The 17857-nt window shown below is 58.2% G+C and carries 15 protein-coding genes; 9 read left to right on the top strand and 6 right to left on the bottom strand.

The features are described 5' to 3' along the window. Positions 1-189 precede the first annotated feature (189 nt). The gene (locus tag NW828_RS06985) at positions 190-1506 is read right to left on the bottom strand and encodes a bifunctional folylpolyglutamate synthase/dihydrofolate synthase (RefSeq protein WP_414382806.1); all 1317 of its coding nucleotides are present in this window, start codon (positions 1504-1506) and stop codon (positions 190-192) included. Between the two features lie 61 nt (positions 1507-1567). Continuing rightward, positions 1568-3148 (bottom strand): phosphoglycerate dehydrogenase, encoded by a 1581-nt coding sequence (gene serA, locus NW828_RS06980; RefSeq protein ID WP_414332254.1) that lies wholly within the window; start codon positions 3146-3148, stop codon positions 1568-1570. A 233-nt stretch (positions 3149-3381) separates the two neighbouring features. On the opposite strand from serA, the gene NW828_RS06975 reads away from it, so the two are divergent. The 8 genes from NW828_RS06975 (at position 3382) to NW828_RS06940 (ending at position 12783) form a co-directional block, all read left to right on the top strand. After that, positions 3382-4593, top strand: coding sequence for an acetate kinase (locus NW828_RS06975; RefSeq protein WP_414382804.1), 1212 nt, complete (start codon positions 3382-3384; stop codon positions 4591-4593). A gap of 118 nt (positions 4594-4711) precedes the next feature. Next, positions 4712-5176, top strand: coding sequence for a hypothetical protein (locus NW828_RS06970; RefSeq protein ID WP_414382801.1), 465 nt, complete (start codon positions 4712-4714; stop codon positions 5174-5176). 529 nt (positions 5177-5705) lie between these two features. Beyond that, positions 5706-6248 carry an FHA domain-containing protein gene (locus NW828_RS06965; protein WP_414374025.1) on the top strand — a complete coding sequence of 181 codons (543 nt, stop codon included), beginning with the start codon at positions 5706-5708 and terminating at the stop codon, positions 6246-6248. Between the two features lie 176 nt (positions 6249-6424). After that, complete coding sequence (locus NW828_RS06960) at positions 6425-8446, top strand: FHA domain-containing protein (protein WP_414382798.1); 2022 nt, start codon at positions 6425-6427, stop codon at positions 8444-8446. 246 nt (positions 8447-8692) lie between these two features. Next, positions 8693-9145 (top strand): hypothetical protein, encoded by a 453-nt coding sequence (locus NW828_RS06955; RefSeq protein ID WP_414382795.1) that lies wholly within the window; start codon positions 8693-8695, stop codon positions 9143-9145. A 105-nt stretch (positions 9146-9250) separates the two neighbouring features. Further along, positions 9251-10186: a 4-(cytidine 5'-diphospho)-2-C-methyl-D-erythritol kinase gene (gene ispE / locus NW828_RS06950; protein WP_414382793.1), complete on the top strand. Its 936-nt coding sequence runs from the start codon at positions 9251-9253 to the stop codon at positions 10184-10186. Between the two features lie 154 nt (positions 10187-10340). Beyond that, entirely contained in the window at positions 10341-11696 is a 1356-nt protein-coding gene (gene accC / locus NW828_RS06945; protein WP_414332260.1) for an acetyl-CoA carboxylase biotin carboxylase subunit, read from the top strand. A 94-nt stretch (positions 11697-11790) separates the two neighbouring features. Further along, positions 11791-12783, top strand: coding sequence for a tyrosine-type recombinase/integrase (locus tag NW828_RS06940; RefSeq protein ID WP_414382789.1), 993 nt, complete (start codon positions 11791-11793; stop codon positions 12781-12783). Between the two features lie 216 nt (positions 12784-12999). On the opposite strand, the gene NW828_RS06935 is transcribed toward NW828_RS06940, so the two are convergent. Continuing rightward, positions 13000-13425: a hypothetical protein gene (locus NW828_RS06935; protein ID WP_011433014.1), complete on the bottom strand. Its 426-nt coding sequence runs from the start codon at positions 13423-13425 to the stop codon at positions 13000-13002. A gap of 94 nt (positions 13426-13519) precedes the next feature. Here NW828_RS06935 and NW828_RS06930 point away from each other — a divergent pair, with 94 nt between their 5' ends. After that, complete coding sequence (locus NW828_RS06930) at positions 13520-14191, top strand: exopolysaccharide biosynthesis protein (RefSeq protein ID WP_414382786.1); 672 nt, start codon at positions 13520-13522, stop codon at positions 14189-14191. A 35-nt stretch (positions 14192-14226) separates the two neighbouring features. On the opposite strand, the gene NW828_RS06925 is transcribed toward NW828_RS06930, so the two are convergent. The 3 genes from NW828_RS06925 to sufC all read right to left on the bottom strand — a co-directional run bounded on the left by NW828_RS06925 (position 14227) and on the right by sufC (position 17844). Then, positions 14227-15366 carry an S-layer homology domain-containing protein gene (locus NW828_RS06925; protein ID WP_414382783.1) on the bottom strand — a complete coding sequence of 380 codons (1140 nt, stop codon included), beginning with the start codon at positions 15364-15366 and terminating at the stop codon, positions 14227-14229. A 373-nt stretch (positions 15367-15739) separates the two neighbouring features. Then, complete coding sequence (gene sufD / locus NW828_RS06920; protein WP_414382781.1) at positions 15740-17032, bottom strand: Fe-S cluster assembly protein SufD; 1293 nt, start codon at positions 17030-17032, stop codon at positions 15740-15742. After that, on the bottom strand, positions 17029-17844 hold the full coding sequence (gene sufC / locus NW828_RS06915; RefSeq protein ID WP_414382778.1) for a Fe-S cluster assembly ATPase SufC: 816 nt from the start codon (positions 17842-17844) through the stop codon (positions 17029-17031). The genes sufD and sufC overlap by 4 nt, the downstream gene beginning before the upstream one ends. Positions 17845-17857: the final 13 nt, after the last annotated feature.

Genomic DNA, 17857 nt, shown 5'->3' with positions numbered 1-17857 from the left:
ATCAGCGGCGAACCTACTGGCAGGGCGACCTGCTGGCAACCTAGCTCGGTGCCAGGCCCACCACCCTAACCCAATCAGTAGGGGAGTATCTTGATCAAGTGATAGCGGTTGAGAGCTAGTTTTTGTTCATAGCTCCTCTCTCTTTATAAGAGAGGAGCTCAGGTTTTGCATAAGGTTTCACCTGTCAGTTCAACAGGCTAGATCCCATCCCAAACATTCCTGCATCACCTGGCCCAATAGGTACAGGGATCCGCAGATTACAGCTGGTGGCTCAGTGAGGTTTTTCGGCTTGAGCAACTGAGCCCGAAGAGCGGAGAGATTGGGCAGTGCCCGTGCCGAGGCGAGATGAGGCTGCAGAGTCTGGGCTAGCTGAGCAAGTTGCTCGGGATCCGTCCCAGAGTGGCCGGCAATTGGCAGGGCAAAAAAGCAATCTCCCGGCCGCAGCAGGGTACTGAGAATGCCCTGGACATCCTTGGTGGTGAGGATGCCCATATACCAGGTGAGGGGGCCAGGTTGATACTTATCCAGATAGCGACGGAGAGCCTGGGCAGCGGGTAAGTTGTGGGCTCCATCCATCAGCAACTGGCGGGATCCAATCTGCACCCGCTGTAGACGCCCCGGCCAACGGGTGATGGCAAATCCTTTTTCTACAGTGGCATCAGGGATCCGCCAGCCCTGTTGCTGTAGGGTTTCTACAACGGCAAGAGCTACTGCCGCATTGGTGAGTTGTACATCGCCGCTGAGGGGCAGGGTGAGGAGCTGCCCTCGCCATTGGGCGGTTTGAGGCTCTGACCATTGTAGAGGGTCGACCACCCTCAGGGGGCTTTGCAACTGCTCTGCCTTGGCTTGGATAACTGCTGTGACCTCTGGAGTTTGGGGTGCGCACACTGCCGGGATCCCTGGCTTGAGAATACCCGCCTTTTCAGAGGCAATTTGGGGAAGGCTGTTGCCCAAGCGCTGCCAATGATCCCAGCCGATGGAGGTGATAGCCGTTACCACTGGCTCGATCCCAGCATTGGTAGCATCCAGCCGCCCCCCCAGGCCCACTTCTATCACTGCCACATCCACCTTTTGCCGGCGGAAGTACAGCCAAGCGGCAGCGGTGATAACCTCAAACTGGGTGGGAGAAGCCTCGTCAGGGGCATAGGTTTGTAGGCAGTCTCGCACCTGGGCCAGCGCTTGGCTCCAGTCGTTGGCGGAAATGTATTCCCCGTTCAGCCAAATCCGCTCCCGCCAATCTACTAAATGAGGAGAGGTGTAACGACCCACACGATAGCCTGCCGCCCACAACACGTGGCTGACCCAGGCACAGACAGATCCTTTGCCGTTGGTGCCGGCTACGTGGATGGCCGGGATCCCAGCTTGGGGCTGTCCTAGACGCTGCAGCAAGACTTGCATGCGTTCCAGACTGAGATCCACACCAAAATGGCCCAGGGACTCCAGAAAGGCCGGCCAATCCCAGTCTGGGATCTGGGACAGGGTTAGGGACAAGTTGCTCTGGTTCAAGCAAAGACTCCGTCTTGCCAGGGTAGGTGAGATTTAGGATTTTTTCTAGGGATCAACAATTCTAGAGGTTCACTACAAAAGCGTCACGGATGCCCGGCTGCTTGAGCACCTCTTCCAGGATCCCATCCGGCAGGGGATCGTCCAAGCTGAGCACCATGACTGCATCGCCGCGGATGATCTTGCGCCCCACCTGCATGCTGGCGATGTTGACATTGTAGGCTCCCAGCAGGGTGCCAATCCGTCCGATGATTCCCGGCATATCCCGGTGCAGGGTCATCAGCATGTTGGCGGAAGGGGGCACATTCACCGGGAACTCGTCGATCTGGGTGATCCGCACCTCTCGCTCCCCAATCAACGCCCCCGAAACCGAGCGGATCCCATTGGGGCCATGGGCAATCAACGTCAGGGATCCGGAATAATCTTTCAAAGAGGGATCTCGAGTTTCCACCACCCGAATGCCCCGTTCTTTGGCCTCGATGGAGGCGTTGACGTAGTTGACCCGCTCCCGCAGCGCCAGCGTCAAAAGCCCTTTGAGAGCGGCAATGACGATCGGCTGACCATCTTTTTCTGCCAGATCTCCCTGCAGGCGGATCTCCAACTGGTTGACGCGATCCCCCGCCAATTGGCCAACCAAGTTGCCTAGGGTTTCGGCCAAGTCCAGGTAGGGTCTGAGGTTTTGCAGCACCTCTGCCTGTAGGCCGGGGATGTTCACGGCAGAGCGGGCCGGCAGCCCCAGCAACACATCGCGGATCTGCTCGGCCACATCAATGGCCACATTCACTTGGGCTTCTTCGGTGGAGGCCCCCAAGTGGGGAGTGAGCAGGACTTCTTTGCCCAGGGAAAACAGCGGGGAGTCCTTCAAGGGCTCATTGGCAAATACATCCAAAGCCGCTCCGGCAATTTGGCCGGATTTCAGGGCTTCGTACAGGGCTTGTTCATCCACCAAACCGCCGCGGGCGCAGTTGATCAGGCGAGCGGTCGGCTTCATCATGCGAAAGGTTTCGGCGTTGAACAGGTTGGTGGTTTCAGGGGTTTTGGGAACGTGCAAGGTGATGTAGTCGGATTCCTGGACCAAAGTTGTGAAGTCCACCAGGCGTACCCCCAGTTGCTCGGCCCGCTCCACGGACAGATAGGGGTCATAGGCCAGCAGCTTCATCCCCATCGCCTTGGCAATCTGGGCCACATGGGATCCAATCCGACCCAATCCGACAATCCCCAGCGTTTTTTTGTAGACTTCTACGCCGACAAACTCTTGCCGATTCCACAGGCCCGACTTCAGAGAGGCATTGGCATCGGGTATGTGGCGGGAGAGGGCCATCATCAAGGCAATGGCGTGCTCGGCAGCGGCAATGGTGTTGCCCTCTGGGGAGTTGACCACCAGGATCCCGGCTTTGGTTGCGGCGGGCACATCGATGTTATCGACACCAACGCCCGCCCGCCCGATGATTTTTAAGTTCGTCCCCGCCTCGATTACCTCTCGGGTAACCCGTGTACCGGAGCGCACCATGATGGCATCGTAGTTGGGGATGACCGCGATCAACTGCTCTGGGGTGAGCTGGGTTTGCACATCCACCTGAGCGACTTGGGAGAGAATGTCGATCCCCGCCTGATCGATGGGATCTGTGACGATGACTCTGGGCATAAGCAGCGTTAGTCCAGTGGGATGGAGGGCAACAGAAGTAGGGGAACAGATTACCCAAAAAATTGGGTCTAAAGCTTCGTCCTACCGCTACGCAGTTCGCCTTGGCCTCAGGAAGCTGCAGGAGGGCTTTAATGCTATGGTCATCCTTAGCGGCAGGGTAGTCAACCGCTCTGTTCAAGCAAGCGGGCTATAGGCCTTAAGCCCAGCAGTGCGAAGGCCAACGAAGACACGCTGTGAATATTCTGGTCGTCAATGCCGGTTCCAGCAGCCTCAAATCCTCCCTATTTCTGACGGTTGAGGGAAGGGTGGAGGCCACGCCCATCTGGCAAGCCCAGGTGGATTTCACCTACAAGCCGGGGGAGGCCCTCATCCAGACTCGTCGGCGAGGCGGTGGGTGGGAATCTTTTCCCTCCGCTTCACCTGAGGGAGGGATCGGCCAACTGGCCCCGCTGTTTCAAAGCCTCTGGCAAGGGGAGGGATCCCTGCTCCCGCAGGCGGCTGAGATCGGCGGCGTCGGCCATCGGGTGGTGCATGGGGGATCCCTGTACCGGCAGCCCACCTTAATTACGCCAGAGGTGGAGAGGGCGATTGAGCAATTGATCCCCTTGGCCCCAGCCCACAACCCTGCTGCGCTGGCTGGCATCCGTCTGCTAAGGCAACTGTTGCCGGGGATCCCTCAGGTGGCCGTTTTCGACACCGCCTTCCACCAGCAAATGCCTCTGGCCGCAGCCCTTTACCCCCTTCCCTACGCTTGGGCTGAACAAGGGATCCGCCGCTACGGGTTTCATGGCATCAACCACGAGCATTGCGCCCGTCGCGCTGCCGAGATCTTGAACCGACCCCTGGAGGAGTTGCGGCTGATCACTTGTCACCTGGGCAACGGCTGCTCGTTGGCGGCCATTCGCGGGGGCAGAAGTGTGGACACCACCATGGGCTACACCCCCCTGGAGGGCTTGATGATGGGGTCCCGGTCGGGGTCAGTGGATCCGGGCATTTTGATCCATCAGTTGCGCCAGGGCATGAGTGTGGATGAACTGGATCGGATCTTGAACCGAGAATCGGGGTTGAAGGGCGTTTCCGGCCTGAGCAGCGATATGCGGGTTGTGTTGGAGGCAATGGAGGCAGGCCATGCCCGGGCGGAGCTGGCTTTTGAGCTGTTTGTTCACCGTCTGCGCAGCCAGATTGGGGCGATGCTCATGAGCTTGGATCGGCTGGATGCGCTGGTGTTCTCTGGGGGGATTGGGGAAAACTCGGCGCCGGTGCGGGCAGCAACCTGTGCAGATCTGGGTTTTTTAGGGATCCAGATCGACCCGGTTTTGAATGCCGGATCCCCCCGCAACTGCGATATCAGCACTTCGGATGCTCCGGTGCGGGTTCTGGTGATCTCAGCCCAAGAGGACTGGGCCATTGCCACAGCTTGCCAAAACCTTTTGCAAGGGGAATAAGCGAAGGATCCCAGGCTGCTTCTCGCCAGGTTCTCTCCTTTCCGCCCGCTGGCTTGGTGGAGACAAAATCTAGACAATAAGCTCAAAAAAAGAAGACCTTTTGGAGTGGAGGAAAACCATGCAGCGAAGGCATGAACGGATCCCAGTGCTGGTGCTGCTGAGCAGTGTTCTGGTGGGGTGTGGGGGTACAACCGGCAGCAGCAATCTTCCGCCCCTGCCACCTCCCATACCTGCTCCGTCCCTCACCATTACCGATCTCTCCCCGCGCACCGTCTCGGTGGGGCAAACCCCGACCTTTGTGGTGTCTTTCCGGGTAGAAGCCCCTGCCGGGATCCGGGGTTCCAACGCCTTTTTGGCTTCCGTCACCACCCCACTGGGCAATTTCGTAACTCTGGGAGCTTTTGATGCTGCTCAGTTGCCCGGCTGCTTCGTTGGGGCGACCACCTGCACCGTTACAGGGCTGACCCTGACCCAGAATCGCTTTACCCTCACTCAAACGGGATCCCATCAGCTCACCATCAGTGTGTTCGATCGGCAGGAGCGGCTGGGCAGCGGCAGTTTCACATTTACCGGAGTGCTTTGAAAACGGTTTGGATAAAGACACAGAGGATACTAGTCTTGCAGGATCCCCAGAAACTCAAAACTCACTCTAGGCCCTATCTCTCAGGTGGATTTCTGAGGCTTCCGGCCAAGGGATCAGGCCACCTCGGTCAAACTTGAACGGCCTCGCCGTTCCTGAGGAGATCGAGTTTTGTTGCTTCAAATCGGGTGGGGATAAAGTCGAGTATGTAGTCACTCTAAACATCATGGTCTAAACATCATGAATGAAACCTTTCCGTCTGGCTCCCCTCTCCCTCTGGAAGAGGAGCTGAGGGTGGTCGCGGAAGCGGCGCGGAGCGTTTGGGCACGGTCTCCAGCAGGAATGTAACTCGGAGATCCCAACTCAGGTGATCCGGATCAGCGCAAGCCTTTGGTCAGGGGAGTAGGTTATAGTTATCCAAAAAGATAACAATTTTGACGAAAAAGACATCTTCTGCTTTCCCCAAGCTGACCTTTGGATATGCTGAAGCCGATCTAGGGAATGGAGGCGCTGAACTGTGGAGAATGGGATCGTGTGTCAACTCACTTTAGAATGGACCGAGGCCGACCGGCGCCGATCGCAAACGGTTTCGCCTGTCCCCTCTAAGCTGGTTACCATTGGACGGGATCCCAGCTGTGATGTGGTGCTCAATGACCCAACTCGCTCGGTCTCAGGAGTTCACGCCGGGCTTTATTTTGATCCCAAAACCTTAAACTTTCACATTCGCAACTTAACTCGGGATCGTTTGCCTCCTAAGCAGCCCAACCCTGTCTGGGTGAATGGCCGAAAAATGATTCAGGAGGAGCCTGCGCTTGAGGCCAATAGCCAAATTCAGTTGGGGCACATTGTGCTGAGGGTGAAGTCTATAGAAGTGGCCAGGAAGGATCAGGGGGATCTCCTCAGCCGCGGCACTTTGGACACCCTCAAGGTTAAGTGCAGCCGCCTGGAAAACCCTCACTACCTGCCCCCAGAATATCAGGGTCAGAATTGTCCCTACTGTGGACATTTGGTCTTGAGCGCTACCTTGGTGATCCCTCCTCCAGAAGCTGGCAAAGCCCCCCAACCTCCTCTCTAGAGGACCAACCCTTTCTATTCTTCTTAATTCTTCTTACAGATTCCAGTGGCTGATCCAAGTCCGTGGGGGATAGAAAAAAGGGATCCCGGGCAAACCAAAAGTGACCTGTGAGGTCGCGCTGTTCTGTGTTTTCTCAATGGCCCCTTCATGATCTTTAGTAAAGGTAAGCAGAAGCTATGCAAATTCAACTGAGCTGGGAAGATCCCATCACCGAAGAACAGCAGGAGCTGATTTTTCCATTGCCTCTTGCCTTGGGCAGGGAGCTGGCCCAATTGCCACAGGAATGGCAAGGTCGAGAAGTGGCGCGGGCTGTGTTTGCCAGCCAGGAGATCTCCCGTTATCACGCCCTCGTCTATCTCGGTGAGGATGGCCAGGTCATCTATGAAGATCGCAGTGCCAACGGCAGCCGCATCAATGGGGAAAAAATCCGTCAGGCACGCCGGGTGCTCCAGGGGGGAGAAGTGGTGGAGCTTGGCCCCTACAGCATCACCGTGGGTTTGGTGTCCCCCAGGGATCCCAATGCCACCCTTCTGACCGCCACCCCTACTCTTTTGCTGGAGCCGCGCACCGAACTGATTCGCCCGGCCACCCAACCCGACACCGCATTTGAGGTTCCCCCGGCTTCCACGGTGGTTTTTGCCCCAGAGCAGCTTCCCGAGGTGCGGCCTGGCTCGGATTTTCCGCCGCCGGATTTGTTTCGAGCTGAGCAAATTGCCCTGAGCGCCCTCAAAGCCACCGGACTACCTGTGGAAGAGACCCTCTATTTGGCCTTGGGCGGCGGTATCGGCAGCTTTGTCTGGGTGGATACCCTGCGCATCTACGGGGTCAGACCGGAACACATCCGCGTCATCAGCATTGCCCGCAAACCCTACGAACGGTATGAACGGCTTTTGACCAACTGCCAGATCCCCCGCTGGAAGCGAATTCGCTCTGGCTCCGATTCTTGTCCAGACAACATTTGGGGCTGGCCTGGCTATGCTCTGCGGGATGCTTGGCGTTCCTTTTTCTCCGGCCGATTGTTGGAAGCATTCGGCTTTTTGTGGCAGGTATTTAGTGAGCCCTTGTTGGCAGATACCTATACGCCGCGGGCGGGGGATGTATTTGCCTCAATGGATCGGGAGGCAGCCCGAATTGGTTGGGAGCAAATGTTGTGTTACGGCCATATTCGCGCCATTCGCAAAACGGAGGATGGGCGATATGTGGTGGCCTATTCGGCAACGCGGCCCGGCCATACGGATCACCGTTTTATGGTGGCCAAGTATCTCCATTTGGCAACTGGATATCCGGCCATCAAGTTGCTCAACGACCTGCAGGAGTTTCGCGAAAAAACAGGAGATTTGAGATCGGTGGTACACGGCTATGAGCCTCATGATCACGTTTATGAGCAGTTGGAGAAACAAGGTGGCACCGTCCTAATTCGGGGATTTGGGATCGTCGCCTCTCAGGTGATGGAACGCCTTTACGAAGCCCGCAAAGTCAACCCCCGCATCTCGGTGGTGCATCTGAGCCGTGCGCCCAAAAGCGGTAATCGCTTCGGACGAGCCAAACGGGCAGTGGATAACCATTGGGAGTTTCAGCCCTTCAACTGGCCCAAGGGCACTTGGGGAGGAGTTCTGCGTGCCAAATTGGAAGCGGCGACCCCCCTGGAACGGCGCGAACTGCTGGAAGCTTGGGGCGGCACCACGACAGCAAGTCGGCGGAAATGGCGGCGGATCGTGCGGCAAGGGTTGCGAGAGGGCTGGTACTCGATTGTGTTCGGCAAGGTGGAGTCGGTGGTTCCCGGCGACAAGGGTAAGCCGGTAACCTACATTCGAGGTACCCACAACAACACGCAATTAAAGGTGGAGGCCGATTTCGTTATCGACTGTACGGGTTTGGTTTCGGATCCCATGACCAATCCTCTCCTCAACGATCTAATTACCCACTACAACCTGCCCCTCAATCCTCACGGGCGCTTGCATGTCTCCAACGACTTTGAGCTGGTGGAGATGCGCAACCGGGATGGGCGAATGTACGCCGCCGGGATCATCACCTTGGGCGGGCCCTATGCGCCGGTGGATACGTTTTTGGGTTTACAGTACTGTGCCCATCGCTCGGTGGAACACCTGGCTCGACTGCGGGCACCGGGGGTCAAAGGCTTAGAAGGGATCCGATCCCTGTGGCAATGGTGCAAGTGGGCCCTAAACATCAGCCCCTAGCTTGCCGACATTGGGCAACGCTCCTGGATTTTGCCGGATGTTTATGGTTATCAACGCTATTGTTGGCGACACATCATGGCTATTCCCCATCCCGTTGAACCTGGTGAAAGGGGTGTTGCGTTGATCCCCAACTCTTCTATACCAAAGGGGGAAGGGTTGGGGGTGAGGGCCAGAAGGTTCCCTCAAACAGACCGGGAGCGAAATAGATCCTGATGATCTCGATAGGCAAAACTGCTGGAGGAAAAGATGACTCCGACCCTGATTGGCCGCTGGCAAACTCGCATTTTCTTATTGGCCACCGTTGGTGTTTTGGCAAGTTTACCCTTTTATTTTGGGCTCACCGGACATGGCGGCAGCCTCACCTATTTTTGGGTGCTGTTCTACGTAGGTCTGTTTGGCTGTGTTTGGGATGTTGTTTATAACTATCTAATGGGGTGGATGTGGGATCACGATTGGCCTGGGATCCTTCAGCTTTTGGCCGGCATTTGGGAAGGGCTTTTTTTGGGTACAGTCTTGAAGGTGGTGGGTCTTCCTTATATCCCAACCCAACGGTTTGATTTGGGAGATTTTATTCTCCACTACAGTGTGGTCTGGGTTTGCCTTTACCTCAGCGCTTGGGTGGTGATGCGCATTTTGTTTCCCCGCTGGCGCTTTCGCGGTGGAGAGTGGCTGGGGCCATGGCCGCGCTCTGGCAGCTAGAGAGGGGATCCACTGCCGCTAGAATCAGGCTGGGAGATCTCCCCGGATAAGTCTGTACAGGCTGAGGGGAGTTGAAAAGTTGTTGCTGACCCAGATTTTTGCCCCATGCAAGCCTGTACCCTGATTGCCCGCGCCAAGATCAACCTCTACCTGGAAATCCTCGGCTCCCGTCCTGACGGGTATTCAGAGGTGGCGATGGTGTTGCAGAGCATTCATTTGGCGGATCGCCTGCAGTTGAAGTGCCGTCCTCACGGGATCCACCTCACCTGCGATCGTCCAGAAGTGCCTGCAGATGCCCGCAACCTTGCCTATCAAGCCGCTGAGCTGCTGCAAAAAGAGTGTCACTCTGCCGCTGGCGTGGAGATTCACATCGAAAAGCACATTCCGGTGGCAGCAGGTTTGGCGGGGGGCTCGGCTGATGCGGCGGCGGTTTTGGTGGGGTTAAACCAACTGTGGGGGCTGGGCCTGACGGTGGGAGAGTTGCAGAGTTTGGCAGCCCGCTTGGGATCCGACATTCCCTTCTGTATCCAGGGGGGAACGCAACTGGCCACCGGGCGCGGGGAAGTTTTGGAGCCGCTGGCCGATTGGGAAGGGATCCCTGTGCTGCTGGCCAAGCCCAAGCACCTGGGGGTTTCCACCGCCTGGGCCTATCAAGCCTTTCGTTCTCGTCAGGGGAGCTTGGGAGGGGATGCCCTACCCAAACCCACACTGCCCACCTTGCCGCAGGCGTTGGCGGCTCTCAGCCGTCAGGATCCGCCGGCGTTAGCCAGGAGTTTGCGCAATGACTTGGAACAGGTGGTTTTGCCGGAGTACGCGATTGTAGGGGAACTGCGCCAAGCTCTTCTCTCGGCGGGGGCCCTGGGATCCCTGATGTCGGGGTCAGGGCCAACGGTCTTCGGAATCATGCCCAGCCTGGAGCTGGCCGCCCAAGTGCGCAACACCCTGCGTCACCAGTTTCAGGATGTAGAGTTTTGGGTGACGCAGTTTGCCCCCACTGGGATTCTGCTGCAGCCGGATCCCTGTAGCCTCAGTCCTACCTAGGTTGTCGACTGGATGGGCTGAATGTGGGATCCCCACCAGCCTTCTCTATTCTTCCCTCTGGTTGGCATAGTAGGATGAGCACCTAAACTTAACCTTGCGTTCACAGACTGCTGGCTTTAGCGGTCAAGTTATCTCTCTGCTCTGAACCTCCCTCATGCCGCCCATCACCAAGATCCTGATCGCCAACCGGGGTGAGATTGCCCTGCGCATCATCCGCACCTGTCAGGAAATGGGGATCCGAACTGTGGCCGTTTACTCCACTGCGGATCAGAACTCTCTGCACGTCCAACTGGCGGACGAGGCTGTTTGCGTAGGAGATGCCCCGGTGGCCAAAAGCTACCTCAACATTCCCAACATCATCTCGGCAGCCCTCACCCGCGGGGCCACTGCCATTCATCCGGGCTATGGGTTCTTGGCGGAGAATGCCAAATTTGCCGAGATGTGTGCCGACCACAACTTGATCTTCATCGGCCCCTCGCCAGAGGCGATGCGCAAGATGGGCGACAAGGCCACGGCCCGCGAGACCATGCAAGCGGTGGGGGTGCCGACGGTGCCGGGCAGCCGCGGGTTGATCACCTCTGAGGAGGAGGCAGTGAAGCTGGCGGAGAAAATCGGCTACCCCGTGATCATCAAAGCCACCGCCGGTGGCGGGGGGCGGGGTATGCGGGTGGCGCGGGATGCCCAGGAGCTGCTGAAGATGCTGCGCACCGCTCAGGGGGAAGCCCAAGCAGCCTTTGGCAACGGCGGGGTTTACTTGGAGAAGTTCATCGAGCGCCCCCGTCATGTGGAGTTTCAGATCTTGGCGGATAGCCAGGGCAATGTGGTGCATCTGTACGAGCGGGATTGCTCCATTCAACGGCGGCATCAAAAGCTGTTGGAAGAGGCCCCCAGCCCGGCTTTGACTGCAAGCTTGCGCGCCCGCATGGGAGCAGCGGCGGTGAAAGCGGCCAAGGTGGTGAATTATGTGGGGGTGGGCACGGTGGAGTTTTTGCTGGACAAAAATGGCCAGTTCTACTTCATCGAGATGAACACCCGCATCCAGGTGGAGCATCCGGTTACTGAGATGGTGACCGGGCTGGATCTGATTGCCGAGCAGATTCGCATTGCCCAAGGTCAACCCCTGACCTTTCGCCAGAAGGATGTGGAGTTGCGGGGCCATGCCATCGAATGCCGCATCAACGCCGAGGATCCCAAGCAGCAGTTTCGGCCTTGCGCTGGCACGATCAGTGCCTATTTGCCCCCTGGGGGGCCGGGGGTGCGCATGGACTCCCACATCTACACCGACTACACCATTCCCCCCTATTACGATTCGCTGTTGGGCAAGCTGATCGTCTGGGGGCCTAACCGGGCAGCAGCCATCCGCCGCATGCAGCGGGCTTTGGGGGAATGTGCAATCACCGGGGTGCCCACCACGATCCCTTTCCACCAGCAGATCCTGCGCCACGAGGCTTTTTTGCGGGGCGAAGTGTACACGGATTTCATCACCCAACACCTGCTGCCCGGCCAGTAGCCATCGACTCTCAGGTCGGGATCCCTCTCTGGACAGCAGCTGGCCACAAGTTGAGGATAAAGTTAAGGGCTAGCAGAGGGATGGAGGTGGCAGGATGAGGGAGCCTCGATCGGGCTGGGCTCAGGAGACCCATCCCCAGAGTCAGCCGACTGGCCCTGTTCCCAGCCTCAGCCATCTGGCGGCGCAATTTTTGCAGGAGCGGCAGCGGGATCTGGCCCCGGCTAGCCGCCGCACCTATCGCATCGCTCTGGAGCAGTTTGCCAAAACTTGCCCCGTGCCGCTGCCCCAGGTGCAGCCTGCCCACGTCCAGTCCTTTTTGAACAGCTTGAAGGGCCGTCCGTTTCGCAACCGCTCCGGCCAGCGGATCCACCCGCCCGCCTCTCCGGCCACCTACAACCTGAAGCGGTTGGCCTTGCAGCAATTTTTTGAATGGGCCAGCCAACGGGGCTACCTTCAGGATCCCCTGCCCACTCAAGCCATTCGACCTGCCCGCCTACCCGCTCGTTTGCCTCGCGATCTGGATCGGTTGTTGTTGCAGCGGGTGTTGCAGCGGGCCCAAAACCATTCTCTGCGCTACGCGGCTTTGATTCGCCTGATGCTGGAGTGCGGGCTGCGGGCCCAGGAGCTGTTGGACTTAACCGTTCAAGATTTTCAAATCAGCCCCGAGGGATCCCTGTTGGAAGTGCGCTGTGGCAAGGGGAGCAAACCCCGCGCTGTGGCCGTAGGGGATCCCCTCTCCGAGCTGCTGCAACAGTATCTGAGCCAAGAACGGGGCCTGTGCGCGCCGACGGATCCTTTGTTTGTCTCCCAATCGCGCTGCTTGGCCTACCGAGGCCGTCCCCTCACCTACGATGGTCTACGGCATATTGTGCTCAAGCTCACCGAGCCTGAGCCGGGACATCAAACCCCTCACCAGTTTCGCCACAGCTTTGCCACCTTGTTGCTGGATCGCGGCGTTGCCCCCGAACATATCCAGCACCTGCTGGGCCACACAACTGCCGCCATGACGATGCGCTACACCCAGCGGGCCAACTTGAGAGCAGCCATCGCCCGTTCCCGCGAGATCTTGAATCAGGGCTTGGTTTAGGGATCCCTTAGTGTGCTATGGCCTCTATTGTTTCAAGTGAGACAGATGCAGATTGCTCGAAGAAAAGTGCAAAAAGGCCGCCACCAATACTCCCACCGGCTGCAACTGTCCCAACAACGCCACCCAAATAGCAATAAGGACGGGGGTTTGGATCCACAATAACGCCACAATAATGTATTTCCGGCTAATCTTCGGTGCCAACTTGGGGCCGCCCCTTCAGCTTTTGGGGATCAGTCGCTTCGGACAGGCAGCACGGATATGGGATTCGCTCAGGTCGGGCATGAGAGCCAAGGCCCGCTGAGCATCAATTTGCGCTTCGCACACTGCCTCCAGTACCTGCTCAGCCATCAAGGAAAGGGGCATATCGGCGGTTTGCTCGGGATCGGTATCCAGGGAAATTTGTCGGACTCCCACAGGGGGGGGTGGCAACACCGGCGGAGCTGCCTGCGGGGACAGGGTGGTGGAAGTGCCCACCTCCAACTGCGCTTCTGCCAGGGCCACACCGCGCCCCACCATCAACAGGGATCCCAGCAGCAGGAGCCATCCCAGCCCACGCCCCCCTTTGCGGAACTGAGTCGGAGCCTTCTGCTGTCGCTCAAGGCTGCTGATGTTTACGGCCCTCTTGAACCTGTCACCGAGCATGTCACCTCTCCGAAACCACCCCTTTGCTCAAGATATCCAACACAACTTGAATTTGCAGTAGGCTATCGTTGGCCCTCCAGGTAGTGCCCACCCGTTGCCAAACTTTGCCCGCTCCAGCCCTGCCCCCTCTATGGCCCGTCTGTCTCAAGAGCTAGCCCGGTTTTCCCGCCTTCCCGAGAGCCCAGAGCAACCCGAACCCTCCCCGGAAGGGTCGATCTGCATCGAAGACATTCTAAAACTGGCGGGCGAGCGCAGTTTTGGCTTGTTTTTGGCGGTGCTCTCTTTCCCTTCTGCTTTGCCTCTGCCGGCTCCCGGCTATTCCACTCCCTTTGGTGTGTTCATTCTGTTGCTGGCCCTTCAACTGGTGGCAGGGCGAACCACCCCTTGGCTGCCGAAATGGGTGTTGCAGACCTCTATTGAACGGAAGCATTTTCAAAAGTGGGTGCAGGCCGGGATCCCGTGGCTGCAGCGTATTGAAAACATTGCCCGTCCCCGCTGGCGGCAGCTCTGCACCACACGGCTCGGCCAAGTCTGGCTGGGCACCTGGATTGGCTTGATGGGGATTTCCATGATCATCCCCGTTCCAGGCACCAACACCCTGCCGGCAATGGGGGTTTTCGTCACCGCTTTTGGCCTCCTGGAAGAAGATGGGATCCTGTGCAGCTTGGGATCCCTGATCTGTGTAGCAGGAGGACTGCTGACCACTTCCATTTTGATCGGCCTGTGGTTGGGGGGAACAACCCTTTTGGATTGGCTGGGGAGATAGCCGTGCCGACACCGCTTATTCCGGCCTTGCACCGGTTATCGGGATGTCGGGGCCAGCGCCAGATCCTGAGTGAGGCGCAACTCGATCACCTGATTGGGATCCAGCACCACCACCTGCGGCGCCGTTACATTGCCGATCACCGCTCCGGCCACCCCTGCCCCCAGCACTTCCTCTGTGGCAATGGCATTGTCTCCGGTTACCAAGCCGAGAATAGCGCCTGCTGCTGCACCGATGGCCGCATCCTGAATGATTTTGCCTGTGGTGGTGTAGCGGGGATCCTTGACATCGTGAATGATGTCCGATTGGGCAGCCAAGGGGAACAGTTGGTTGTTGACGATAATGCTTTCCGCCACAAAACGGGTGCCCCCTGGGGCCGGCTCAAAGCGGCCATCCACCCGTGAGCCAAAAGGCACCAGAATATCCCCCTGGGCGTTGCGAATCGGGTTGCGGACGATCAAAGACATGGGCCGGGTTTCGTTGGGGGCAATGAAGAAGCGCTCGTTGAAGGGGGTGGTGGTTTGCATCAAGGTGCCCGCCGCCAGCGTGGAAAGGCGCAGGTCGAAGCCCGGCTGGGAACTGGAGAGGGATCCCCCTGGGTTTTGCGCCACCAAGGATCCCCGGCTGAGCATGGCCTGGTGGGTGAAGGCTGCCACCTCGGCACGGGTGGCGGGGCGGTTGGGTTCCAAGAGCATCGGGTCTGGATAATTGACGATCAACCCGGCGCGGTTGGCCGCCGCAATTTGTGCCAGGGCCCAATTGGGGATGGCTGCCGCATCTCGATAGCGGCTGAAGAGATCGCTGGGCTGAGCGGCTGGGATCGCTCCCGTGTTGCCAATGGCGTTGGTCAAAACCACCAGCGCTTCGGTGCGGGTAACGGGCTGTTCAGGACGGAAGGTGCCATCAGGAAAGCCTGCGACTAAGTTGTTGGCCGCTGCCGTCGAGATGGCACTGGCTGCCCAGTGGGTGGGGGGCACATCCCGAAAGCCGATGAAAGTACCGGAGGTATTGCGGAGGCGGAAAGCGGTATTGACAATGGTGGCAAACTGAGCGCGGGTAACCGGCTCATTGGGGCGGAAGGTGCCATCGGGGAAGCCGTTCAACACTCCTTGAGCGGAGAGGGTCTCAATGTAGGCTTGGGCCCAGTGGCCAAAGGTGTCGCGAAAAGGGGCGGCCATGGCCACCTGGCAGTGGATGCCCAAGACAGCTCCCGATAGGAGTATGCCTGCTGCACGTGGATTTAAAAGAGAGGGAAACATCGTTCGTTCACCGAGTTGTCGTAGCGCCCATCGCTGGGTCAATGGCTACTTTTATTCTGGCTATTTCCTCAGTGATGACAATGGCGGAAACCCTTGCTCTGTGGTAATTTGAGCGTTTCTAACCCAAGATTTGCAGCAAAACGCAACTGCAGAGGATTGATAAGGAAACCCCTAAATCTCTGTCGCGCCAGTGCTGCCCAGCCATCATGCCCAAGTCTGGTCACTCTTGAGGGTAATGGGGGAGCAACAACTTATTATTGTTATTGATTATTGTTATTGGAATTGATTGGATTCACGGGATCCCAGCCAACCGGCGGGCCACCAGGGTGGGAAGCCAAGCCAAAGGGATCCCTTCCAGAACTTCTGCCGCAAAAGCGCAGGTGAGGAGTTGCCTGGCCTCAGCTTGGGGAATACCCCGGCTTTGCAGATAGAAGATCTCTTCCGCCTCCAGTTGGCTGACGGTGGCCCCATGGGCGCATTTGACGTTGTCGGCAAAGATCTCCAGTTGTGGCTGGGTGTTGACCCGCGCTTTGGGGCCTAGGAGCAGGTTGCGGTTGGTCTGGGCGGCGTCCGTCAGTTGGGCCTCTCGGCTCACCAGAATCCGTCCGCTGAAGACCGCATGGGCCGTCTCGTCCACAATGCACTTGTGCAATTGGCGGCTGCTGCCGTGGGGGGCCTGATGCACCAGGCGGGAGTGGGTGTCGCTGTGCTGGGATCCCTTCAGCAGCGTTAGCCCCTGCAGTTGGGTGTGGGCCTGGGCTCCGGCTTGGGTGATCTCCAGGTTGTGGCGAGAAAACTGGGATCCCCACTGAATCGCCTGGAGGCGGTAGTGGCTGTCGCAGCTTTGGCGCACGGCGGTCTTGTTGATGTGGAAGGCTGGGGATCCCTGCCTTTGCAAAATCACATGGTGCAAACGAGATCCCTCTGCCAGGTCGATCTCCGTAACCGCGTTGCCAAAGGGGATCCCGGATCCCAGGGATACATGATCTTCGATCAGCGTGAGGGAGCTGTGGGCTTGCAAAGACAGCAGGCAGCGGGGCTGGGCCAAAACCGCCTCTCCTGCTGGGGCCACCGTTACCCAGAGCAGGTGCAAGGGCGGCAAAACCTCTTGTTGGGGCGGCAGCTCAATCTGGATCCCGTCGGCCAGATGGGCGGTGTTAAGGGCGCTGAAGACATCGACTTTGGCGATGGTTGGCAACGGCCCACCGCTGGACTGACTCAGGGGAGTGATTTGCAGCCCTGAGGGCAGACCGCTCAAATCAGAAAGCTGGGGGGCAAAGTAGCCGTTGACGAACACGGCGTGGCTGTGGCTGGTTTCCGGCCAAAGCCAAGGTTCTAGGGTTGCTGCATCCAGAGACGGATCCCCCGCGGCAGCCAGGCGAAACTTGTGGGCCAGCAGTGGCGAGAGATCGCTGTATTTCCAATCCTCTTCCCGTGGGGTCGGGATCCCCAGTTCGGCCAATTGGGCGCGGGCCTGCTGCCTAAGGGTGGTGTAGGGATCCTGCCTTTCGGGGATTTGGCCGAGGATGTGCTCCAGGAATAGGCGGCTCTCTGGGGCGAAAGGTTTGGGCAAGGTGGCGCTCATCCCTCTTCCTCCCGCCGGGATGTTGCGGCTGCTGATTCTTGGCCCAACTGAGTTTTGATCCAGTCGTAGCCCCGTTCTTCCAGCTCCAGCGCCAAGGTCTTGTCCCCGCTGATGACAATACGCCCCCCTTCCATCACATGCACGTGGTCGGGGGTTACATAGTCCAGCAAGCGTTGGTAGTGGGTGATCAAGAGCATGGCATTCTCAGGGCCGGCCAGTCGGTTGATGCCGTGGGCCACAATGCGCAGCGCGTCGATATCCAGACCGGAATCCGTCTCGTCCAAAATGGCCAGCGTGGGCTCCAACACCGCCATTTGCAGGATCTCGTTGCGCTTTTTCTCGCCGCCGGAAAAGCCCTCATTCACAGAGCGCTCCAAAAAAACGGGATCCATTTTGACAATATCCAACTTTTCCCGTACCAGGTCGTCAAAATCCAGAGCATCCAGTTCCGGCTGATCCCGATATTTCTGGCGAGCGTTGTAGGCGGCGCGCAGGAAATCCAAGTTGCTCACCCCTGGGATTTCGATGGGGTATTGAAATGCCAAAAAGATCCCTGCCCAAGCCCGCTCCTCCGGTTCCATTTCCAGAAGATTCTTGCCCAGATAGAGGATCTCGCCTCCTGTCACCCGGTAGTCGGGGTGGCCAGCCAAGATCTTGGAAAAAGTGCTTTTTCCAGAACCATTGGGGCCCATGATGGCGTGGATTTCTCCGGCGCGAATTTCCAGGCTCAACCCCTTGAGAATGGGGGTGCCGTCGATCTCGGCGCTGAGATCTCGAACGGATAAGATAACAGGGCTGTTTTCGCAGATCATAGCTAGACTCTAG

The organism is Synechococcus sp. W55.2 (assembly GCF_047461635.1).
GTDB lineage: Bacteria > Cyanobacteriota > Cyanobacteriia > Thermostichales > Thermostichaceae > Thermostichus.
This window is presented reverse-complemented; position numbering and strand designations above follow the sequence as displayed.

Coding starts and splice junctions, on each gene's coding strand:
- serA (WP_414332254.1), bottom strand. CDS start 3,148: ATGCCCAGAGTCATCGTCACAGATCCCATCGATCAGGCGGGGATCGAC.
- NW828_RS06970 (WP_414382801.1), top strand. CDS start 4,712: ATGCAGCGAAGGCATGAACGGATCCCAGTGCTGGTGCTGCTGAGCAGT.
- NW828_RS06960 (WP_414382798.1), top strand. CDS start 6,425: ATGCAAATTCAACTGAGCTGGGAAGATCCCATCACCGAAGAACAGCAG.
- NW828_RS06955 (WP_414382795.1), top strand. CDS start 8,693: ATGACTCCGACCCTGATTGGCCGCTGGCAAACTCGCATTTTCTTATTG.
- ispE (WP_414382793.1), top strand. CDS start 9,251: ATGCAAGCCTGTACCCTGATTGCCCGCGCCAAGATCAACCTCTACCTG.
- accC (WP_414332260.1), top strand. CDS start 10,341: ATGCCGCCCATCACCAAGATCCTGATCGCCAACCGGGGTGAGATTGCC.
- NW828_RS06940 (WP_414382789.1), top strand. CDS start 11,791: ATGAGGGAGCCTCGATCGGGCTGGGCTCAGGAGACCCATCCCCAGAGT.
- NW828_RS06935 (WP_011433014.1), bottom strand. CDS start 13,425: ATGCTCGGTGACAGGTTCAAGAGGGCCGTAAACATCAGCAGCCTTGAG.
- NW828_RS06925 (WP_414382783.1), bottom strand. CDS start 15,366: ATGGCCGCCCCTTTTCGCGACACCTTTGGCCACTGGGCCCAAGCCTAC.
- sufD (WP_414382781.1), bottom strand. CDS start 17,032: ATGAGCGCCACCTTGCCCAAACCTTTCGCCCCAGAGAGCCGCCTATTC.
- sufC (WP_414382778.1), bottom strand. CDS start 17,844: ATGATCTGCGAAAACAGCCCTGTTATCTTATCCGTTCGAGATCTCAGC.